The organism is Methanimicrococcus hacksteinii (assembly GCF_032714515.1).
Classification (GTDB): domain Archaea; phylum Halobacteriota; class Methanosarcinia; order Methanosarcinales; family Methanosarcinaceae; genus Methanimicrococcus; species Methanimicrococcus hacksteinii.
On the sequence record NZ_JAWDKC010000019.1, the window covers coordinates 1 to 16972 of the forward strand.

General features: G+C 42.8%; 17 protein-coding genes and 1 pseudogene. 9 read left to right on the forward strand and 9 right to left on the reverse strand.

The window, feature by feature from the left end:
• A pseudogene (locus tag MmiAt1_RS05675) lies at positions 1-124 on the forward strand (IS1595 family transposase); the annotation flags it as partial.
• Positions 125-632: 508 nt separating this feature from the next.
• Here MmiAt1_RS05675 and MmiAt1_RS05680 read toward each other — a convergent pair.
• From MmiAt1_RS05680 to hisI, 3 genes are all read right to left on the reverse strand, one after another.
• Positions 633-1880, reverse strand: coding sequence for a hypothetical protein (locus tag MmiAt1_RS05680; RefSeq protein WP_318785926.1), 1248 nt, complete (start codon positions 1878-1880; stop codon positions 633-635).
• Positions 1881-1964: 84 nt separating this feature from the next.
• Positions 1965-2162, reverse strand: a complete 198-nt coding sequence (locus MmiAt1_RS05685; protein ID WP_318785927.1) for a hypothetical protein — start codon at positions 2160-2162, stop codon at positions 1965-1967.
• A gap of 271 nt (positions 2163-2433) precedes the next feature.
• Positions 2434-2838 (reverse strand): phosphoribosyl-AMP cyclohydrolase, encoded by a 405-nt coding sequence (gene hisI / locus MmiAt1_RS05690; RefSeq protein WP_318785928.1) that lies wholly within the window; start codon positions 2836-2838, stop codon positions 2434-2436.
• A 98-nt stretch (positions 2839-2936) separates the two neighbouring features.
• Here hisI and MmiAt1_RS05695 point away from each other — a divergent pair, with 98 nt between their 5' ends.
• From MmiAt1_RS05695 to MmiAt1_RS05720, 6 genes are all read left to right on the forward strand, one after another.
• The gene (locus MmiAt1_RS05695) at positions 2937-3656 is read left to right on the forward strand and encodes a hypothetical protein (protein ID WP_318785929.1); all 720 of its coding nucleotides are present in this window, start codon (positions 2937-2939) and stop codon (positions 3654-3656) included.
• Positions 3657-3734: 78 nt separating this feature from the next.
• Positions 3735-4916 carry a methanogenesis marker 9 domain-containing protein gene (locus MmiAt1_RS05700; protein ID WP_318785930.1) on the forward strand — a complete coding sequence of 394 codons (1182 nt, stop codon included), beginning with the start codon at positions 3735-3737 and terminating at the stop codon, positions 4914-4916.
• Positions 4917-5175: 259 nt separating this feature from the next.
• Positions 5176-6156 (forward strand): triphosphoribosyl-dephospho-CoA synthase, encoded by a 981-nt coding sequence (locus tag MmiAt1_RS05705; protein WP_318785931.1) that lies wholly within the window; start codon positions 5176-5178, stop codon positions 6154-6156.
• Positions 6157-6237: 81 nt separating this feature from the next.
• Complete coding sequence (locus tag MmiAt1_RS05710) at positions 6238-6927, forward strand: DUF447 domain-containing protein (protein WP_318785932.1); 690 nt, start codon at positions 6238-6240, stop codon at positions 6925-6927.
• The gene (locus tag MmiAt1_RS05715; protein WP_318785933.1) at positions 6924-7094 is read left to right on the forward strand and encodes a hypothetical protein; all 171 of its coding nucleotides are present in this window, start codon (positions 6924-6926) and stop codon (positions 7092-7094) included. Before MmiAt1_RS05710 ends, MmiAt1_RS05715 begins: the two co-directional genes overlap by 4 nt.
• Before the next feature lie 53 nt (positions 7095-7147).
• Positions 7148-7327: a hypothetical protein gene (locus MmiAt1_RS05720; protein ID WP_318785934.1), complete on the forward strand. Its 180-nt coding sequence runs from the start codon at positions 7148-7150 to the stop codon at positions 7325-7327.
• A 127-nt stretch (positions 7328-7454) separates the two neighbouring features.
• On the opposite strand, the gene eno is transcribed toward MmiAt1_RS05720, so the two are convergent.
• From eno to MmiAt1_RS05740, 4 genes are all read right to left on the reverse strand, one after another.
• Positions 7455-8735, reverse strand: coding sequence for a phosphopyruvate hydratase (gene eno, locus MmiAt1_RS05725; RefSeq protein ID WP_318785935.1), 1281 nt, complete (start codon positions 8733-8735; stop codon positions 7455-7457).
• Positions 8736-9023: 288 nt separating this feature from the next.
• On the reverse strand, positions 9024-9305 hold the full coding sequence (locus MmiAt1_RS05730) for a hypothetical protein (RefSeq protein WP_318785936.1): 282 nt from the start codon (positions 9303-9305) through the stop codon (positions 9024-9026).
• 370 nt (positions 9306-9675) lie between these two features.
• Entirely contained in the window at positions 9676-9954 is a 279-nt protein-coding gene (locus MmiAt1_RS05735) for a hypothetical protein (protein WP_318785937.1), read from the reverse strand.
• Between the two features lie 207 nt (positions 9955-10161).
• Complete coding sequence (locus MmiAt1_RS05740) at positions 10162-11598, reverse strand: AAA family ATPase (protein ID WP_318785938.1); 1437 nt, start codon at positions 11596-11598, stop codon at positions 10162-10164.
• A 694-nt stretch (positions 11599-12292) separates the two neighbouring features.
• Between MmiAt1_RS05740 and MmiAt1_RS05745 the strand changes: the two genes are divergently transcribed.
• Positions 12293-13999: a hypothetical protein gene (locus MmiAt1_RS05745; protein WP_318785939.1), complete on the forward strand. Its 1707-nt coding sequence runs from the start codon at positions 12293-12295 to the stop codon at positions 13997-13999.
• A 207-nt stretch (positions 14000-14206) separates the two neighbouring features.
• On the opposite strand, the gene MmiAt1_RS05750 is transcribed toward MmiAt1_RS05745, so the two are convergent.
• Positions 14207-15541 carry an energy-coupling factor ABC transporter ATP-binding protein gene (locus tag MmiAt1_RS05750; RefSeq protein WP_318785940.1) on the reverse strand — a complete coding sequence of 445 codons (1335 nt, stop codon included), beginning with the start codon at positions 15539-15541 and terminating at the stop codon, positions 14207-14209.
• A 62-nt stretch (positions 15542-15603) separates the two neighbouring features.
• Positions 15604-16389 carry a cobalt ECF transporter T component CbiQ gene (gene cbiQ, locus MmiAt1_RS05755; protein ID WP_318785941.1) on the reverse strand — a complete coding sequence of 262 codons (786 nt, stop codon included), beginning with the start codon at positions 16387-16389 and terminating at the stop codon, positions 15604-15606.
• Between the two features lie 254 nt (positions 16390-16643).
• Here cbiQ and MmiAt1_RS05760 point away from each other — a divergent pair, with 254 nt between their 5' ends.
• The gene (locus tag MmiAt1_RS05760; RefSeq protein ID WP_318785942.1) at positions 16644-16811 is read left to right on the forward strand and encodes a hypothetical protein; all 168 of its coding nucleotides are present in this window, start codon (positions 16644-16646) and stop codon (positions 16809-16811) included.
• Positions 16812-16972: the final 161 nt, after the last annotated feature.

Consider the following 16972-nt stretch of genomic DNA (forward strand, 5'->3'; position numbering starts at 1 on the left):
AGTGAATAAAAAATATTTTTATCTTCATCTAAAGGAATGTGAATTTAGGTATAACTATAGGAATGAAGATTTATATCAAAAAATCTTAAAGATTGTAAGGAAAAATCCTCTGTTCTACTCGTGACCCATAATCAAATATTGATTTTTTTTCATAGATATAAACCCCAATAAAATGGTGAAAATGTTCAATGATTTTTAAAACTTTTATACAGTTCGTTTTATTTAAATTAAGAGCTACGGCTCTTAATGAAAACAGATATAAGACGAGAAAAGACGATATATATTTTCCTTCGAATAATAGTTGTTGTATATATTAAAAAAGAAACTAAGTTATAATTATATTACTTGTCAAATGATTTCAAAATATAATACTGAAGAATTGGAAAGTTGAATAATTGTGAGAAGTTGAAGAATTGAAAAGTTGAAATATTGAAAAATTATAAAATCAGGAAAATACTAAAACGGAATGAAATGAATTTGAAAACGTTTTTCAGGTCGTGTTTCGAAAAACAGGCGGCTGATTTATTTATTAATATTTCGGACCGGTCAAAAAACCGAAAAAGAAAGTAAAAATAGAACGGAAGAACGGTATAAACCGTTCAACCAAAATCAATTTGTTATTAAATGTCTGTTTACGGTGCTGTTTTTTCAACGGCTGTCAATTCATAAACCGCGCTTTCAAACGACGTTATTGTGCCGTCAAACGGATCGACATCTGCGTTTGATTTTTTAAGCTTCAGTTCAAAGCCGTCGGAAACGGTAAATGTTTCATCGGATCCGATGTCGCATACATGATAATAGGTGTCGGCAGAGTCCAAGGTCAAGCCGCCGGGAACAACGCCGGTGCTTGTGATTGTACAGCCTTCCGGGACAACAATCTTAATCAGGGCCGAGTTCAGGATGTAAACCTTGTAAGTCGTTCCGCCTGCCGCAACGGAGAATGTCACGTCGGACGGGACAGGTGTGCCGCCTTTTTCAAATGAGTCCGGGTTGACATTTTTTTTAATTGTCACGGTCACGGTTTTGCCGCTGATGACCGTATCGCCTTCTTCTTCGCTGAGAATGTCGGCATTCACGTCGGTCACATCGTTCACGTTACTTAAGAATTCGAAAGTCAGCACTTTTCCGGATGCTTCCGCGGCGGGAACATAAGTGTAGATGTTGTTTTCGGCATTCAAATCCTGGTCAACATAGCTGTCTTCGTCGTCATAGGTTACAGGGATCTGTTTTTTGAAAACGGCCGTCACATTATAAACAGCGCTTTCCGAAGGATCAACCGTAAATGCGGCCGGAACCGTACCGCTGTAAACATCCGCGCCTGATTTTGTAATGACAAAAGACTGAACATAATATCCGTCGTCGGGAACAACCGTCAAAGCAATCGGAATGTCAATGTCACAGGCGACGCTTTGCGTTCCGGTATAAAAGTATGTGTCTTTGTTGTCCGTCAGTTTTATTTGACCGTTGTCACCGGCATTCATATTCACAATCGATGAAGCCATCAGATAAACATCGTAAACCGTGCTGCCTGCCGTGACGGTAAAGCTGATTGACGTCGGCTCAATGCCGCCGGCCTCAAAATTATTAACGTCCAAAGCGTCACCCATGACAGCCGTAACATCTTTTCCCGATGCCGTCGGAACGGCGGAAAGAATGGCGTCATTAAACGTTTCGGAAACATTTGAAACGCTTGAGCCGAAAGTCAATGTCAAAGTTTCGCCGGAAATATCGGCAACAGGAACGTAAATACAGAGTTTTGTATTTCCGTCGCCGCTTTGAGATTCAAGGACAAGCTTTTGTCCTGCAGCTTCCGCGGTAAACTTCGCGCCGGATGAAGATCTGCCGCTTCCGCCGCCGCCGTCATGGTTTGCAACGACCACGTCGGGAAGAGAAGAAGAACCCGCGTTTGTTGAAGGCGTATTAGAATTCGTATTGGTGTTGGTATTTGTGCCGGATGTGTTGTTTCAGCTGCCCGTATTGTTTTGGCCGGTTGCCGTGTTATTTGATACCGTATTGTTCGACGGCTTTGAATCCGTACCGTTGTTTTCCGTGTTGTTTGTTTGGTCTTTGTTAAGACAGCCTGCGCCAATCATTCCGACAACTGCCAGAAGGACGATAAAAAGCAATAAGATTTTTTTTGTTGTTTTTGGTTTTTTAATCATAAGATGCGCACCGCCATTTTGATGACTGCTTGTGCACAACTAAAGCCCTAAAGCCTGCCCTAACAGGAGAATATGAACTTAAAAGAATAAATATATTTCTAATAAAATAAAATTAATTGCAAAACGAAAAAAGAAAAAAACGGTTTGAATCCGGTTTTTATTGTTCAGTATTTCAGTTCATTCAATACTGTTTGTTCAATAAATCCGATGATGTCATTCACTCAATTCAATACCGTTTGTTCAATAAACCCGATGATGTCATTCACTCAATTTAATAGACTTCCTTTTCATCAAAGACTTTCTCGCCGACAATTTCTCCGTCAATTGATCTGTAAAAGCAGGAACGATATCCTTCGTGACAGGCGCCGCCGTCCTGCCTGACAAAAAGCAGTAAGCAATCGGCGTCGCAATCGAAAAAAATGTTTATGACATGCTGGTAATGGCCGGACGTTTCTCCTTTTTTCCATAAAGATTGGCGGCTTCGGCTCCAGTAATGCGCGATTTTTGTTTCAAGCGTCAATCGGAAGGCTTCTTCGTTCATGTAGGCAAACATGAGAACTTCCTTTGACTCGGCGTCCTGAACAATTGCCGGAATGAGCCCGTTTTCAAATTTGAATTCAATATTGACGGCGTTTGAAAAATCACAGCCGTCGGAATCTGATTTTGAATCTTGCATACAGCAAATGCAATCTGATGAGTATATATAATTTTCGTTTTTGAAAAAATCATAAACACAATATAAAATAAAGGATTTTCTAAAAGTGTGAAAAAATTATGGCTTCTGATTTCACAACCGGCATCCCTGAATTTGACCGCCTGACCGAGAACAGGATCGAAGGATCGTTTCTCTTGCTCACAGGCAATGATGACGAAGGGATGTCTTCTTTCCTGGCTGAGATCGAAAGATCAGTTGGGAGGCTTGCCGGGGAAGAAAATCTCCAAAAAACAGGCTGTAAAATCTTGAAAATCACTCCGGAAAACACGGAGAATTGGAGAGAAAACGGCGGCTTGTTTTTTGAAAACAAAAAGAAAATGCAAACAGAAAAAAAACCAAACACTGCCAATCGGAAAGAGCAGGAAGCCGCCGCTGAGGGAATGCCCGAAATCATTATTTTTGCGGAAGATCTCAGCGAACTGTTTCAAACCGACCCTGTCAGCGAAAAACACCCTGCAAAAAACGAAAAACCGATCGTTTCCCTCGTAAAGGAAATTAAGGCAGAAACAAATCTGCCGAAAACAAAACTCCATCCTGAAGACATCCGGTCCCTCATCATCGGATGTCTTCACTCAAATATTCTGCCCGCTCAGGAGGAAAACAGACTGATTCATCTGGCCGATTCGCATATTGATTTTCAAATGAAAGAGACCGGCGGCAAATTCGAGCGCAAACTGATGATTTATAAATACAAAGGCGGCAGCGCGAGCGGAAATATCCTCCGGTATACAATTGAAAATCAAAAATTAAAAATCGAGAATAAAAAAAGAATTTATTAATGAGATGTCCGTTAATTTCTCTCATATTATCAGCTCATATTATCAGATCACATTTAGTGAATTATCGAGAGGGAAATTATGGAAAATTTATTTGATTTATTTGATTTATTTGATTTAAAAGCCGGCGGCATTCCGATTAAAAATCCGATTGCCTTATCGGCGATGGCCGGAATTACGGACAGCAAATTTGCAGCATCCAACGCAAAAAATGCCGGCCTGGTTGTTCTCGGCGCTTACAATTTAGACGAAACATCCGAGGCGGCAGGAACAGAAGCCGCGGCGCGCGGCCGATCCGAATTTACGGCCGGCGCTGACGTAAACGGCGATGTTTTCATTCAGATTGAAAATGAAATTGACGCCGTTGCTTCCGAAATGCCGGGAACCGTTGCGGCAATCAGCGTCCGAAGCGCATCATTGGAGCCGCTTTTAAAAGCCGCCGAACTCATTCAAAGCAAAAACGCGGTCATGGAATTGGATGTCCACTGCCGTCAGCCGGAATTCACCGAACGCGGTCTCGGACAAGCGCTTTTAAAAGACACGCCCAAACTGGCGGAAATGATTCAAAAAATCAAAGAAACCGGCGTTGTTTTATCCGTCAAATTCAGAACAAACGTTGTCAATCCCGGAATGGCCGCCGAGTTTTTTGACGCCGCCGGCGTTGACATCATACACGCCGACGCGATGATTGAAGGAAAAGGATCGGACCTGGAAGCGATTATGGAAATCCGCAATGCCACCCGAAAGCTTTTGATTGCCAACAATTCCGTGGATGATTTTGACGCTGCTTTAGACTTCTTTTCAAGCGGCGCGGACATGGTTTCTGCCGCTCGGGCCGCGGCCGACGATCCGGAATTCATTCCGCATCTGGTTCAAAAAATCAGCGATTATCAGCAGGAAACCGGATGGTACAACGCGCCCAAGCACATCTGCAAACGCGGCGACAACCGCGGACTTGCTTTCTGCTGCCCGCCCGTCAAATACTGCAGTTTATTGAAGAAAATCGAAAGTGTCGGATTCACTCCCGAGGAATTCATTCAATTAAAACAGGAATCCGTCAGAGGAACACCGCTTGAAGGCGGCAAAGACACGTGTTTCGGAAGTCTTGTTTGGTGCTGCAAAGGCACAAAACCCTGTTTCTATCGTGACGGAACGCTTTCTCAGCTCGGCATTTCAATGGAAGAATACATGACAATGAAAAAAGAGCTGTCGGAGAAAATTCTCCGCGTGATTGACGAGAAAAAAGCGGCATCTTCGAACTGACCTTTCAAACTGACTTTTCGAACTGAAATTTCGGATTGACTTTTCGAATTGACTTTTCAAACTGAAATTCCGAACTGAAATTCCGAACTGAAATTCCGAATTGACTTTTCGATTGACTTTTCAAATTGAAATTTCGAATTGACTTTTCGATTGACTTTTCGAATTGAAATTTAAATCGTAATTAAATCGTAAATTAAATCGTCATATCAAAATTGAACCTTGAACCGGTGAAACCGGTTAAACAGCTGAAGGCGAAAAAATGATTCATATCCCGACGGAAGAGAAAATTGCGGCAAACGCTTCGCTTGCAATGGTTTTAGAGGCGGCTTCCTACCCGAAACCCGGAAACGTTCACAGGCTTCGGGATTTCAAAGACACTTCTTTGGAACATTTTTTAGCGTCGGCTGTCTCAACGCAATCTGTTTTTGAAAAAAGCGCCTTCCGATATCCGGGTGAAGAAACACCGGCGTTCGGCCCGTTGTTTTATGAAGCGGTCATTCGAAGCGGATCAAACAGAAACGGCGGAAATACGCATTTCGGAACGTTTACGCTTCTTCTGCCTCTGACCGCCGCAGCGGGTTTTGTGTTAAAAGAAATCGGAACGGATGAAAATGAAGCCAAAATCGGCAAACGGATTGTCCAAAAAGCTTCCGAAATCTGCCGGTCAACAACGCCCGACGATGCGGTTTGTTTTTACAAAGCTTTTGAAACGCTTTCCATTCCGGTTCAAAAGCCGGAAAAGGGCAGAAAGGATTATGATTTGGATCTGACAAATCCGGCAGCGATTGAAAAAATCCGGCTGGAAGAAATCCCGCTGTTTGACATCATGGCGATGGGCGCTGCCAGAGACATGGTTGCCGCCGAATGGGTAAACGGATTTGAAAAGTCATTGCTGTTTGCCGAAAAATTAAGGAAAAACAAAGACCGGTTTGAAGCGCATCCCGAAAAATGTTTTAAAAGCGTTATTAACAGCGCCGTCGTTTACACTTTCCTGGAATTTTTGGCACGGTATCCCGATACGTTCATTGTCACAAAATACGATGAGAAAAAAGCGCGGAAGGTTCAAAAAGAAGCCGCGGAAATATTAAAAAAGTCGAAGAAATCTGATTTAAAAAAGATTATTCCCGATATTCAAAAATTGGACGACAAGCTTTGGAAAAATAAAATCAATCCCGGATCGCTGGCGGATATTGCCGCGGCCGGCATTTTTATTGCCTTATCGGAAGGATTGATAATTTAAATTTAAACAGGTTTAAATGAATTTAAAATATTGAAAAAAATTTAAAACGTGAATGGAAACAGAATCAGAGCGGTGAAACTGATGGCGATGGAAGAGACGGCTGAAAATTTAAAGCAGATGGAAAAATTCGGCATATCGGAAGGCATTTCGGAATTGATTCTGACGACGAACAACGCGAACAACGGCAAAGACTGCCGCCGGCCGGCAAACGCCGCCCCGATCGGAATCACATGGAAAAACAACAGGATGTTTCTTCATTTGTTCAAAGGTTCTTCCACTTACGAAAATTTGATGCGGGAAGATTTTTTTGCCGTCAACATGACGGACGACGCTTTTTTGTATGCTCAGTCAACTTTTTATGATTTGGAAGCGGAAGAATTCGACACCGTCCTTCACATTGCCGACACCGGAAGCAATCAAACTCCGACTTCCGTTTCGATTCCGGTCTTAAAGAATGCCGACCGTTTCATTTTGTTCAAATGCGTAAACCGGACGGAAGCAGCCGAATCTGTCATCATCGACATCGTTCCGATTGAATTTTTTATCCTCTCCGAAAAAGAAGGATTCGTATTCAACCGCGGCTTTCATTCGGTCATTGAAACCTGCATTCATTTAACGCGCTATGAATTGACAAGAGATCCGATTTACATCGAATACATCCGCCACCACCAAAGAATCATTCAAAGATGCGGCCGAAAAAGAGACAAAAAAGGTTTTGCCGTCGTCAGAAAAAGATTGACGGAACTTGAAATTGCCGACCGGATTGAATGAATAAAACAGCAAACAAAACCGACAGTCGGATTTTGCTTATTTTCAAAAAGCAGACAGCTCGCGCGCGAGACAGCGGCGGCGATGACGGCGGCGGCAAACGACTGCAAATCTGCAACTGTATTTACGGAAACGGTAAGGTGACGGCGGCAAACGGAAACTGTAGGTAATCTGTGCCCACGCTCGCGCAGCGAGCGGATGTTCTAAAAAAAGGCAGATGCATATGGAACGCAATGACACGGCAGCGCCAATGCCGACCAATGCAATACTGCGGCCAACAAAAATGCGAGCTCAAATAAAACGAAACCAAGAGAAAGCGGAATCAAGAGAAAGTGGAATCAAGAGAAAATGGAATCAAGATAAAACGAAATCAAAAAAGAAAATCAAAACGAAAAATAAATGAAAAAATAAACAAAATGAAAAAATAAACAAAATGAAAAAATAAACAAAATGAAAAAATAAACAAAATGAAAAAATAAACAAAATGAAAAAATAAATGAAAAATAAATGAAAAATAAATGAAAATCCGCTTACAAGCGGATGTATTCGCCGGCATCGCCGAGTTCTTCTTCAATTCTGAGCAGCTGGTTGTATTTTGCCGTTCTTTCGCCGCGCGCCGGAGCGCCTGTTTTAATCATGTCCGCGCCGAGGGCGACGGCCAAATCGGAAATGGTTGTGTCTTCCGTTTCGGCGGATCTGTGGCTGACAAAAAGGGAGAAACCGTTTCTTGTGGCCAGCGTTGCCGCGTCAATGGCTTCGGAAAGGGATCCGATTTGATTGACCTTTAAAAGCAATCCGCTTGCCGCGTTTTCGGCAATTCCTTTGGCAATTCTTTCGGGGTTTGTGACAAACAAATCGTCGCCGACAATGATTGTTTCCCAAAGTTCGCCGGTCAGGTTTTCAAAGTCGCTGAACGAATCTTCATAGAACGGGTCTTCGATGGACAAAATCGGGTAGCTGTTCACCAAATCAACATAATAGGCGGTCAATTCTTCGGCCGTCATCGCTTCTCCGTCAACGTTATAATTTTCGCCGTCAAAGAATTCGGAAGCCGCCGCGTCCAAACCGATTTTCACTTCTTCATCGGAATAGCCGGCGCGGTCGATTGCAATCATTAACGCGTCAAGCGCTTCGGTTGTTTTCTCCATTTTCGGAGCGTACCCGCCTTCGTAACCGACATTGGTTGAAGAAGCGCCGTAAGATTCGGTCAAATAATTGCCGAGCGCGTGATAAACTTCAGCGCCCATCTGAACGGCTTCGGAAAAAGATTCCGCGCCGACGGGCTGAATCATAAATTCCTGGATGGCCAAGTCGTTGCCGGCGTGTTTGCCGCCGTTGAGCACATTCATTGTGGGAACGGGCAATGTAAAAGAGTTCGAACCGCCGAGATAGCGGTAAAGCGGGAGTTTGGACTCGTTGGCAGCCGCCTTTGCCGCGGCCATAGAAACGCCCAAAATCGCGTTTGCCCCGAGAACCGCTTTGTTTTCGGTGCCGTCCATTTCAATCATCGTCATGTCAATTTCGCGCTGCATTCTGCAGTCGTAGCCGACCAAAACTTCGGCGATCTTTGAAACATTTTCAACCGCCTTTAAGACACCTTTGCCGTTGTAGCGGCGGACATCCCCGTCGCGGAGTTCCAGCGCTTCATGCGTTCCGGTCGACGCCCCGGACGGAACACTGGCGCGTCCAAAACCGTTTGCCGTAATAACGTCAACTTCAACAGTCGGATTGCCGCGCGAATCCAAAATTTCACGCGCTTTGATACTGCGGATTAAAAAGCGATCGGAATCATTGTAGCCTAAAATACTCATAATTATCACACAAAAAATGGATCTGATTTTTTAATTATTTAATGAAAAATCGATTTGATTTAGAAAAGACAGTTAATCTATAAATCTGTTGTTTCAAGTCCGAGATTTTTGAAAAATGTTCGGCGCTGCTTTTAGAGATTTTTTAAAACCCGGGGAGCGTTTTTGAGTGTTTTTAAAAAACGAGGGAATGTTTTTGATTGTTAAAAAAACAGGGACGTTTTTGAGTGTTTTTAAAAAACGAGGGAATGTTTTTGATTGTTAAAAAAACAGGGACGTTTTTGATTATTTTTAAGATTGTGCGGCTCGCGCGCGGACGGCGGCAGCGGCAGCAACAGTGGCGGCAGCAGACAGGCCTGCAAGTCGGCAACTGTATTGACGGAATCGGTAAGGTAGCTGTGCCAAACGGAACCGGTAAGGTAGCCGTGCCAAACGGAATCGGTAAGGTAGCTGTGCCAAACGGAACCGGTAAGGTAGCCGTGTCCACGCTCGCGTAGCGAGCGGATGTGATAAGAATGAGATGATGCACATGGAAACGCATCTCTCTGTGCAGACAGCAGCGGCAGTACACATAGATGAAGCAGTGCACTTTAAAAAAGACTGTTTTTCGTTTTAATTGAAAATCATTTGAATCATCTCCAATCTTCATTTTGTTCGCTTCGCTCACAAAATTCAGATTGGAGGTGGTTGCCTCCGCTTTTCTTTAATTTTAAACCTGAAACATCGTTTTTTGTTAATATTAAAGAAAAATGAACCGCGTTTTTTGTATGATTTTCCTGCGGTTCTTTTTTTCATGGTTTTATCGCGGGTTCAGGTTTGAAAAATTATGAAAAACGATGTTTTCTTTTGAACAAGAAAAACAAAAGCGGAAAAACAAAAATAAAAATTCATAAATGAAAATACAAAAAAATAAAAACTCAAAAAAAATAAATGAAAATCACTATCAGTAAATCAAAGTCCAATCCAGCTTGTTGTCTTCTTCGTCATAAAGATAAACTTCCATACTGCCCTGATCCTTTTCTTCGCCGAGCGGTTTTGCGCCGATGAACAAAACATCGCCGACTTCAATCGGAATGTCAGCCGGCACTTTTCCGAAATACACGCGGCCTTTGGAAAACGGTTCTTCAACCGTGATTCCCTGATAAGTCATTGTTTTAATCACATTGACGACCAGACAGTCAAACCGGTCGGTTTCAAAAATCTCAATTTCAGCATCCATCATTTTTCCCTTCTTAATTTTTTGAAGATTCGGATAAAATATTTAGAAAATTTAAACTAAACCTTAAAATGAATTCAGGATAAAAAGAATAACGGTTCGGTTAAAAAACCGAACGTCAAATGAATATAATCAACATAATGAACATAAAGATGAATATAAAAATAAACATAATGAAAACAAACAGCCAAAACAGCCGTCATGATCCGAAAATCATGCGTAAAACTGCTGGCAGTCGTCTCTCATTCCATTTCTCTTTAATTCCGAAAGCGCCTGTTCAAAGTATTCCGCTTTCACAAACTTTTCATCTTCAATAATGGCGCGGTGCAATGCCGTTTTCAGCACTTTTTGAACCAAATCTCTGCCGGAAAAGCCGACGGCTTCTTTTGCAAAACGCTTCACATTGAAAGCGGGGTCTGCGGGCAGCGGGAACGTTCTCAAATTCGCGTCCAAAATAAGCTCCGTTTCTTCGGCGTTCGGGAGCACGAATCCGATTTCTTCTTCGAAACGGCTTCTGACCGCGGAATCCAAAGACTGAATTCTGTTGGTCGAACCGATCGTACACACGCCTTTGCGCTCGGACAGGCCGTCCATTTCCGTAATCAAAGCGTTCACGATTTCAACAACATCGCCGCGGAGTTCCTGATATTTGCGGTCAAGGGCAATCGCGTCAATCTCATCGATGAAAATGATGCACGGCGCCATGTCTTCGGCACGCTCGTACAAATCATGAATCTGGCGCGCGCCTTCGCCGACGAACTCGCCGATGAGCTGCGTCGCTTTCACAGGGATGAGCGGCACGTCCGCTTTGCAGGCGAGCGCTTTTGCAAGCATCGTTTTGCCCGTTCCGGACGGCCCGTGGAACAAAACATTTCTCGGCGCCCATTTGCCGAACGCATCGGGATTTCCCAAATAACGCTCAATTAAACGGCATTTCTTTTTCGCCGCATCCTGGCCGATGATGTCGTCAAACAAAATGCACGTTTCGGGTTTGTTTTCAACAAATTCCGGTTTGACGTTTGACGGCGCAATCAGAATCTTTGTCTCGGGGCCGATTGCAAGATATTTAGAAATAATTGAAACAGTCTGTTGTTTCGAATTTAACTCCAATTCGATTCCAAAATCTTTCGGAATGACAGATTCCTTATTCTGTTTCCGGTTTTTCTTTTGTTTGGTTTCAAAATCTTTAGGAGCAGCAGTTTCGGCCCGATTTTGCTTTTTCTTTGATTTAATTCCCAAATCATCATCCATAGAAACAGCAGATTCATTCCGATTCTGCTTTTTCTTTGATTTAATTCCCAAATCATCATCTTTAGAAACAACAGAAGATTTTTCCGGATTATAATTATTCTTTAGTTTCGTTTCAAAACTTTCCGGCTCTACCGAAATCACGCGGTAAGCAAATCCTTTGAACAATTCGCGGTCAAAAAGATACATGCCCGCTGCGACTTCCCATCCTTCCCACTGGTCGCGGATGTATGCTTCAAACAAATCCGTGTCCTCAATGAACGGATCGTCGTCAATCAAACCAATGAGAGGATAACCTGCCGGTTTTAAAACAACCTCGCGGGCGAATTCCGTGCCCGACCCTTCAAAAGAGGGATTTTCATCAAAATTCTTCTTTGAATTTGACCGTTGAGAGGCGCGCATCTTGTATCAACTCATTTTTATTCAATTATTATGCAAACATTATGCAAACGATATATCAGCATTTTCAAAATACCGGCAAAACCGGAAAAAGACAGACAAACGGCAGATAACCGCCGCATTCCGTTACGGGATTATTACTTCATTTTCATATTAAAATTCACTGCAATACGGTTATATATCTAAAAACTGCGGTTTTAAAAATTTGAAATTCATTTAAAATCGTTTATAAAATTATTTAAATTCATTCATTATTCATTAATGCATTCATTTTAAATTCATTCGTTTGAAATTCATTTATTTGAGATTCATTCGTTTGAAATTCATTTATTTGAGATTCATTTAATTGAAATTCATTTATTTGAAATTTATTTATTTGAAATTCATTTATTTGAGATTCATTTAATTGAAATTCATTTATTTGAGATTCATTTAATTGAAATTCATTTATTTGAAATTTATTTATTTGAAATTCATTTATTTGAAATTCATTTATTTGAGATTCATTTATTTGAGATTCATTTATTTGAGATTCATTTATTTGAAATTCATTTATTTGAAATTTATAAAGAATATATAAAGAATTTATTTTACGCTCATTTTAAAGCATTCATTTTTATTATATCCGAAAGTATAACAAGTTAGATCTGCACCCGTCAGCTCGAAATGACCTGAGAAGCAGAAATGGAGAGCAAACATGAAAAAAATGGGCAAAAATACACGAATCATTGTCAGTTTAATACTGACAGCCGTCGTCGGGATTCTTGATTTTTATTTCACGCTGCCGGCGCTGAATATTCACTCGACGGATTTGTATTTCTTTTTAATTACGATTGTGATCGTATATTTCGCAATTTACACACTGCTCGGCATGAGCAATATGAACGTAAAGCGCACCGTTGACGAAAACGGCCGCATTGTTTTTACAACCGAAACGGATGACGACGAATACACAAATGTCGAACAAGATCCGTATCTGGCTAAAAAGAAGAAAAACGAACAGAGACTGCCGTTGTACATTGCAGGCGCTCTGTTTGCAATCGTCGTTCTCGGAACACTCATTTCGAGCCCGATCTTTTACGCCGACTCGTACACCAAATTGATTGACATCGAAACCGGCGATTTCGAAGAAGACATCTATGAAATTTCATTCGACCAGATTCCCTGGCTGGACAGAGCATCCGCCCAGCGTCTCGGCGACAGGAAAATGGGTGAGCTGGCAGACATGGTGTCGCAGTTTGAAGTCGCGACGGATTACACGCAAATCAATTACAAAGGACGGCCTGTTCGTGTCACGCCTTTGCTTTACGGCGACTTCTTCAAATGGTTTAACAATTTCGGGGAAGGTCTTCCCGGATACATTACGGTTGACATGGTGACGCAGGAAACGCAGGTTGTCAGAATGGGTGAAGGCAACGGCATCAAATACTCTCAATCAGAGCTGTTTTTCAGAAACATTGACCGTTACATTCGTTTCAACTATCCGACTTATATCTTCGAAAGGCCTGTCATGGAAATTGATGAAAGCGGACATCCCTATTGGATTTGCCCGCAAGTCGTCAAAAGAATCAGCCTTTTCGGCGGCGCCGATATTGAAGGAATCGTCATGGTGGATGCTGTCACAGGCGAACATGCTTATTACGCTCCCGAAGAAATTCCGGAATGGGTGGACAACGTTTACCGCGCCGAACTTTTGATTCAGCAGTACGATTACTACGGTGCCTACGGCAGCGGTTTTCTCAACTCGATTTTCGGCCAGCGCGGCGTTACGATGACAACCGACGGCTACAACTATCTGGCGATGAACGATGACGTTTACATGTATACCGGCATCACTTCTGTCGGCGATGATGAATCCAATGTCGGTTTTGTCTGGATCAACCAGCGCACGAAAGATTCCAAATACTATCAGATTGCAGGCGCTCACGAATATTCTGCAATGAAATCGGCAGAAGGCGCGCTTCAGCATTTGAACTATGTCGCCACATTCCCGCTGCTTTTAAACATTCACGGTGAGCCGACTTACTTTATGGCAATGAAAGACTATTCGAATCTTGTCAAACAATATGCGATGGTCAATGTGCAGCAATATACCACCGTCGGTACCGGAACAACGCTTAAGCAGTGTGAAGATGACTACATCAGCATGCTGAATTCATCCGGCATTTCTGTCCCCTCGGAAGAAACAAAACTCATCGGAACTGTGGAAGATATCCGAATTGCTGTTATCGACGGCAACTCGCATTATTACCTGAAACTTTCCGGCGATTCAGTTTACTATGTGATGTCGGCAGGATTAGATCCGCGCGTTGTTTTAATTAACGTCGGCGATCGTGTTGAATTGTCATACCTGGATACGGAAACAGGAATCAAAATCGTTCAGTCGTTTGAATGGATGACGTAAAAACAGTTAAAACACAAACATAACCGTCAGCGGTTATGTTTTCATTTTCTTTTTTTGTTTTCTTTTTTTCATTTAGTTTCAACATGAAAAATGAATGAAAAATAAAAACTCATATCCGGTTTTTGATTTCGTTTTTAAAATTTGCCCGGCTCGCGCGCGAACGGCCGCAGCTGTATGAAACAAAACATTCCCGTCATTTATTCTGTTTTATTTCTGCTGTTCTTCATCCATTTCAGCCGCGCTTTTTCCGACGGGGCTGAAAACCAAACGAATGCCGCTGTTTTGGATATATTCGCGGATGCGCTTCACGGTGTGGGAAACCATTCCTTCGCTTGTCAGAATTAAACATCGGCTTCCGGTGATTGCATTTAGGAGGGATTTGTCAATCACGCCGGAATTGCACACCACGTCGATGCCATTGCTCTCCGCCGTGTCTTTGCTTTTTTTGCCCATCGCGCCGATGAAATCAATGTCGTATTCGTCAATGATTTTGTCAAATTCGGCTCTGTCAAAGCTGTCCATGTCGTAAACGTAAATCGCCCCGGGTTTGAGAACGCGGCGCTTGAGCTCGACAACGGCGGTCCCGTCATCGTTGCGGAATAAAACGCGGGAATTCACGGCTTCATAGAGCCCTTCCTGCGTGAAATCGCCGAACAGAACGCCCAGATTGACGCATTCGCCGACTTTGATTTCCGGATTGATTTCAACGCGCATCAAATCAATGGAACGGAGCGTTTGAACAAGCTCGGGAATGTCTTTGGGCTGCTCGTTTCCGGTTGCCAGCCACCTCTTTTCCAGTTCCTTGTAGACGTCAAAAATGAACGGGCTTTTCAGAGACGAATTGCGGACTTGTTCTTCTTTTGAAAAAACAGTTCCCGGAGTTCCTTCGTCAACCAGCCGGCTGTCCGCTAAAAGATACACATAATCCGACCATTTGTACGCCAAATCGACATCATGCGTTGAAATGATGATTGTTTTGCCGAGATCGTTCAGTTCGTTTAAAATGTCTAAAATTTCATCGGCGCCGACCGGATCCAAATTGGAAAGCGGTTCGTCCAAAATAATGATGTCCGGATCCATTGCGAGAACGCCGGCGATGGCGACGCGCTTCTTCTGCCCGCCGCTGAGGTGGTGCGGCGGCTTGTCTTTGATGGCCTGAAGACCGAAGTGGTCCAGCATTTTGCCGACGATGCCGTCGACTTCTTCTTTGGAATAGCCGAGATTCAGCGGCCCGAATCCGATGTCCTGGTAAACCGTCGGGGCAAAGAGCTGGTCGTCGGAATTTTGAAAAACGATGCCGACTTTTTTGCGGAGTTCGCGCAGGCCGGACGAGGAATAATTCACTTCTTTGCCGTCAAGCAGAACCTTGCCGCTTTTGGGTTTCAGTGTGCCGTTGAGCAGCAGGAACAAAGTTGATTTTCCGGAGCCGTTTTTGCCGACGAAAGAGACTTTTTTTCCTTCGGGAATTGAAATCGAAACGTCGTCAATCGCTTTTGTTCCGTCGGGATAGCTGAACTCTAAGTTTTTTGTTTCTAAAATCATAATACGACTCCGAATCGTTCAGAAGAATTAATCAAGAATTAATCAAATGAATCAAAAATCAATCAAAAGAATTGGTAACCTCTTGTGTAAATGTAAACGGCCGCAACGGACACAATGAAGACGAGCGCCGTTAAAACATCCGCAAACATAATTTTGTATTCGGCATTGTAATAAGGCAATTTGCCGTCGTAGCATCTTGAATTCATGGACAGGTAAAGGCGGTCGCCCTGCTCAATCGTTTGAACAAAAAGACTGCCGACCAAAAGTCCGGCGGAATGAATGCTTGTTTTAAAATTGCGGTAGCCGAAACGCATGGTTTGGGCGGACTGAATGTTTAAGAGCAGCGCCAAAAAAACGAAAATGTAGCGGTAAATCAGCATGACAAGTTCCATGAAAACGTCCAGGAATGAAAAGCGTTTGAAATAAGAAAACAATTCAAGCATCGGCGTTGTCATGGACAGGAAAAACAAACAGGCCAAACCGTTTGCGGAGCGGGCGAAAACTAATAGCGCTAAGTTCGCGCTTCCCGTTGTGACGGAAATTATCCATCCGAAAAGATTGACGGACCACAGTGTTTCGCCGCCGTCGCCGTATGCGAAGAATGCTAAAATAAATGCGCTGACAACGGCAAATCCGAGAACGGATAAGAATAATTTGAAATACATTTTGACCGGAATTTTTCCGAAAATCAGAGTGGCCGCAATCATACAGACGGCAATGAACAAAGGCAAAATCGGCGATGCCGAAAATAAACCCGCAAGCAGCCCGATAAACACCAGCACCACTTTCAGCGTCGTATTTTTGTATCTCAGCGGGCTGAGAAGAGCAATATCGTCCAATGTTCTCATTGTTTATCCACTCAAATAACTCAACAATCTGTTTTTAGTCAATTCAATTGGAATTATTATGAAAAACGTGATTATTAAAGCTTACGGGCATTTTTTTAAAAATCAATTTAAATTAATATGAACCTTCAGATTTGTAACACCGATAAACAGACAATATTGAAGATATTGAAAAAAATCGGAAATGAAAAAAAAGTTTGAATTTGCTGTTGCTGCGATTTGTTTTTTGTTTGCCGCCGTCATCGCCGGATTTGTGTTTGCTGTCGTCGCCGCCGGATTTGTGTTTGCGCCTCCCTCTTCATCTTTTTAGTGCAGCCGTTCGTTTCGCGAACGTGGTGCTGCTGCCTTACTGTTTCCGTTTGCCGCTGCCGGCAACTGCCAACAGCTGCCGCGGCAGCACCCGCCGCCGCGCACGCCGCGCGTGAGCCGTGCCAATTCTAAAAATTAAATGAAAAATGAACCAAATTTTTCAAAAATTAAACGAAAAACGAGAACCAAATTTTTCAAAAATTAAACGAAAAACGAACCGAATTTTTCAAAAATTAAACGAAAAACGAACCGAATTTTTCAAAAATTAAACGAAAAA

What these genes read in the sequence shown, in the direction of transcription:
- MmiAt1_RS05735 (WP_318785937.1), bottom strand. Translation starts at nt 9,954, where the DNA reads ATGATGGATGCTGAAATTGAGATTTTTGAAACCGACCGGTTTGACTGT.
- MmiAt1_RS05695 (WP_318785929.1), top strand. Translation starts at nt 2,937, where the DNA reads ATGGCTTCTGATTTCACAACCGGCATCCCTGAATTTGACCGCCTGACC.
- MmiAt1_RS05720 (WP_318785934.1), top strand. Translation starts at nt 7,148, where the DNA reads ATGGAACGCAATGACACGGCAGCGCCAATGCCGACCAATGCAATACTG.
- MmiAt1_RS05710 (WP_318785932.1), top strand. Translation starts at nt 6,238, where the DNA reads ATGGCGATGGAAGAGACGGCTGAAAATTTAAAGCAGATGGAAAAATTC.
- eno (WP_318785935.1), bottom strand. Translation starts at nt 8,735, where the DNA reads ATGAGTATTTTAGGCTACAATGATTCCGATCGCTTTTTAATCCGCAGT.
- MmiAt1_RS05685 (WP_318785927.1), bottom strand. Translation starts at nt 2,162, where the DNA reads ATGATTAAAAAACCAAAAACAACAAAAAAAATCTTATTGCTTTTTATC.
- hisI (WP_318785928.1), bottom strand. Translation starts at nt 2,838, where the DNA reads ATGCAAGATTCAAAATCAGATTCCGACGGCTGTGATTTTTCAAACGCC.
- MmiAt1_RS05740 (WP_318785938.1), bottom strand. Translation starts at nt 11,598, where the DNA reads ATGCGCGCCTCTCAACGGTCAAATTCAAAGAAGAATTTTGATGAAAAT.
- MmiAt1_RS05715 (WP_318785933.1), top strand. Translation starts at nt 6,924, where the DNA reads ATGAATAAAACAGCAAACAAAACCGACAGTCGGATTTTGCTTATTTTC.
- MmiAt1_RS05745 (WP_318785939.1), top strand. Translation starts at nt 12,293, where the DNA reads ATGAAAAAAATGGGCAAAAATACACGAATCATTGTCAGTTTAATACTG.
- MmiAt1_RS05700 (WP_318785930.1), top strand. Translation starts at nt 3,735, where the DNA reads ATGGAAAATTTATTTGATTTATTTGATTTATTTGATTTAAAAGCCGGC.
- MmiAt1_RS05705 (WP_318785931.1), top strand. Translation starts at nt 5,176, where the DNA reads ATGATTCATATCCCGACGGAAGAGAAAATTGCGGCAAACGCTTCGCTT.
- MmiAt1_RS05750 (WP_318785940.1), bottom strand. Translation starts at nt 15,541, where the DNA reads ATGATTTTAGAAACAAAAAACTTAGAGTTCAGCTATCCCGACGGAACA.
- MmiAt1_RS05730 (WP_318785936.1), bottom strand. Translation starts at nt 9,305, where the DNA reads ATGTGTACTGCCGCTGCTGTCTGCACAGAGAGATGCGTTTCCATGTGC.
- cbiQ (WP_318785941.1), bottom strand. Translation starts at nt 16,389, where the DNA reads ATGAGAACATTGGACGATATTGCTCTTCTCAGCCCGCTGAGATACAAA.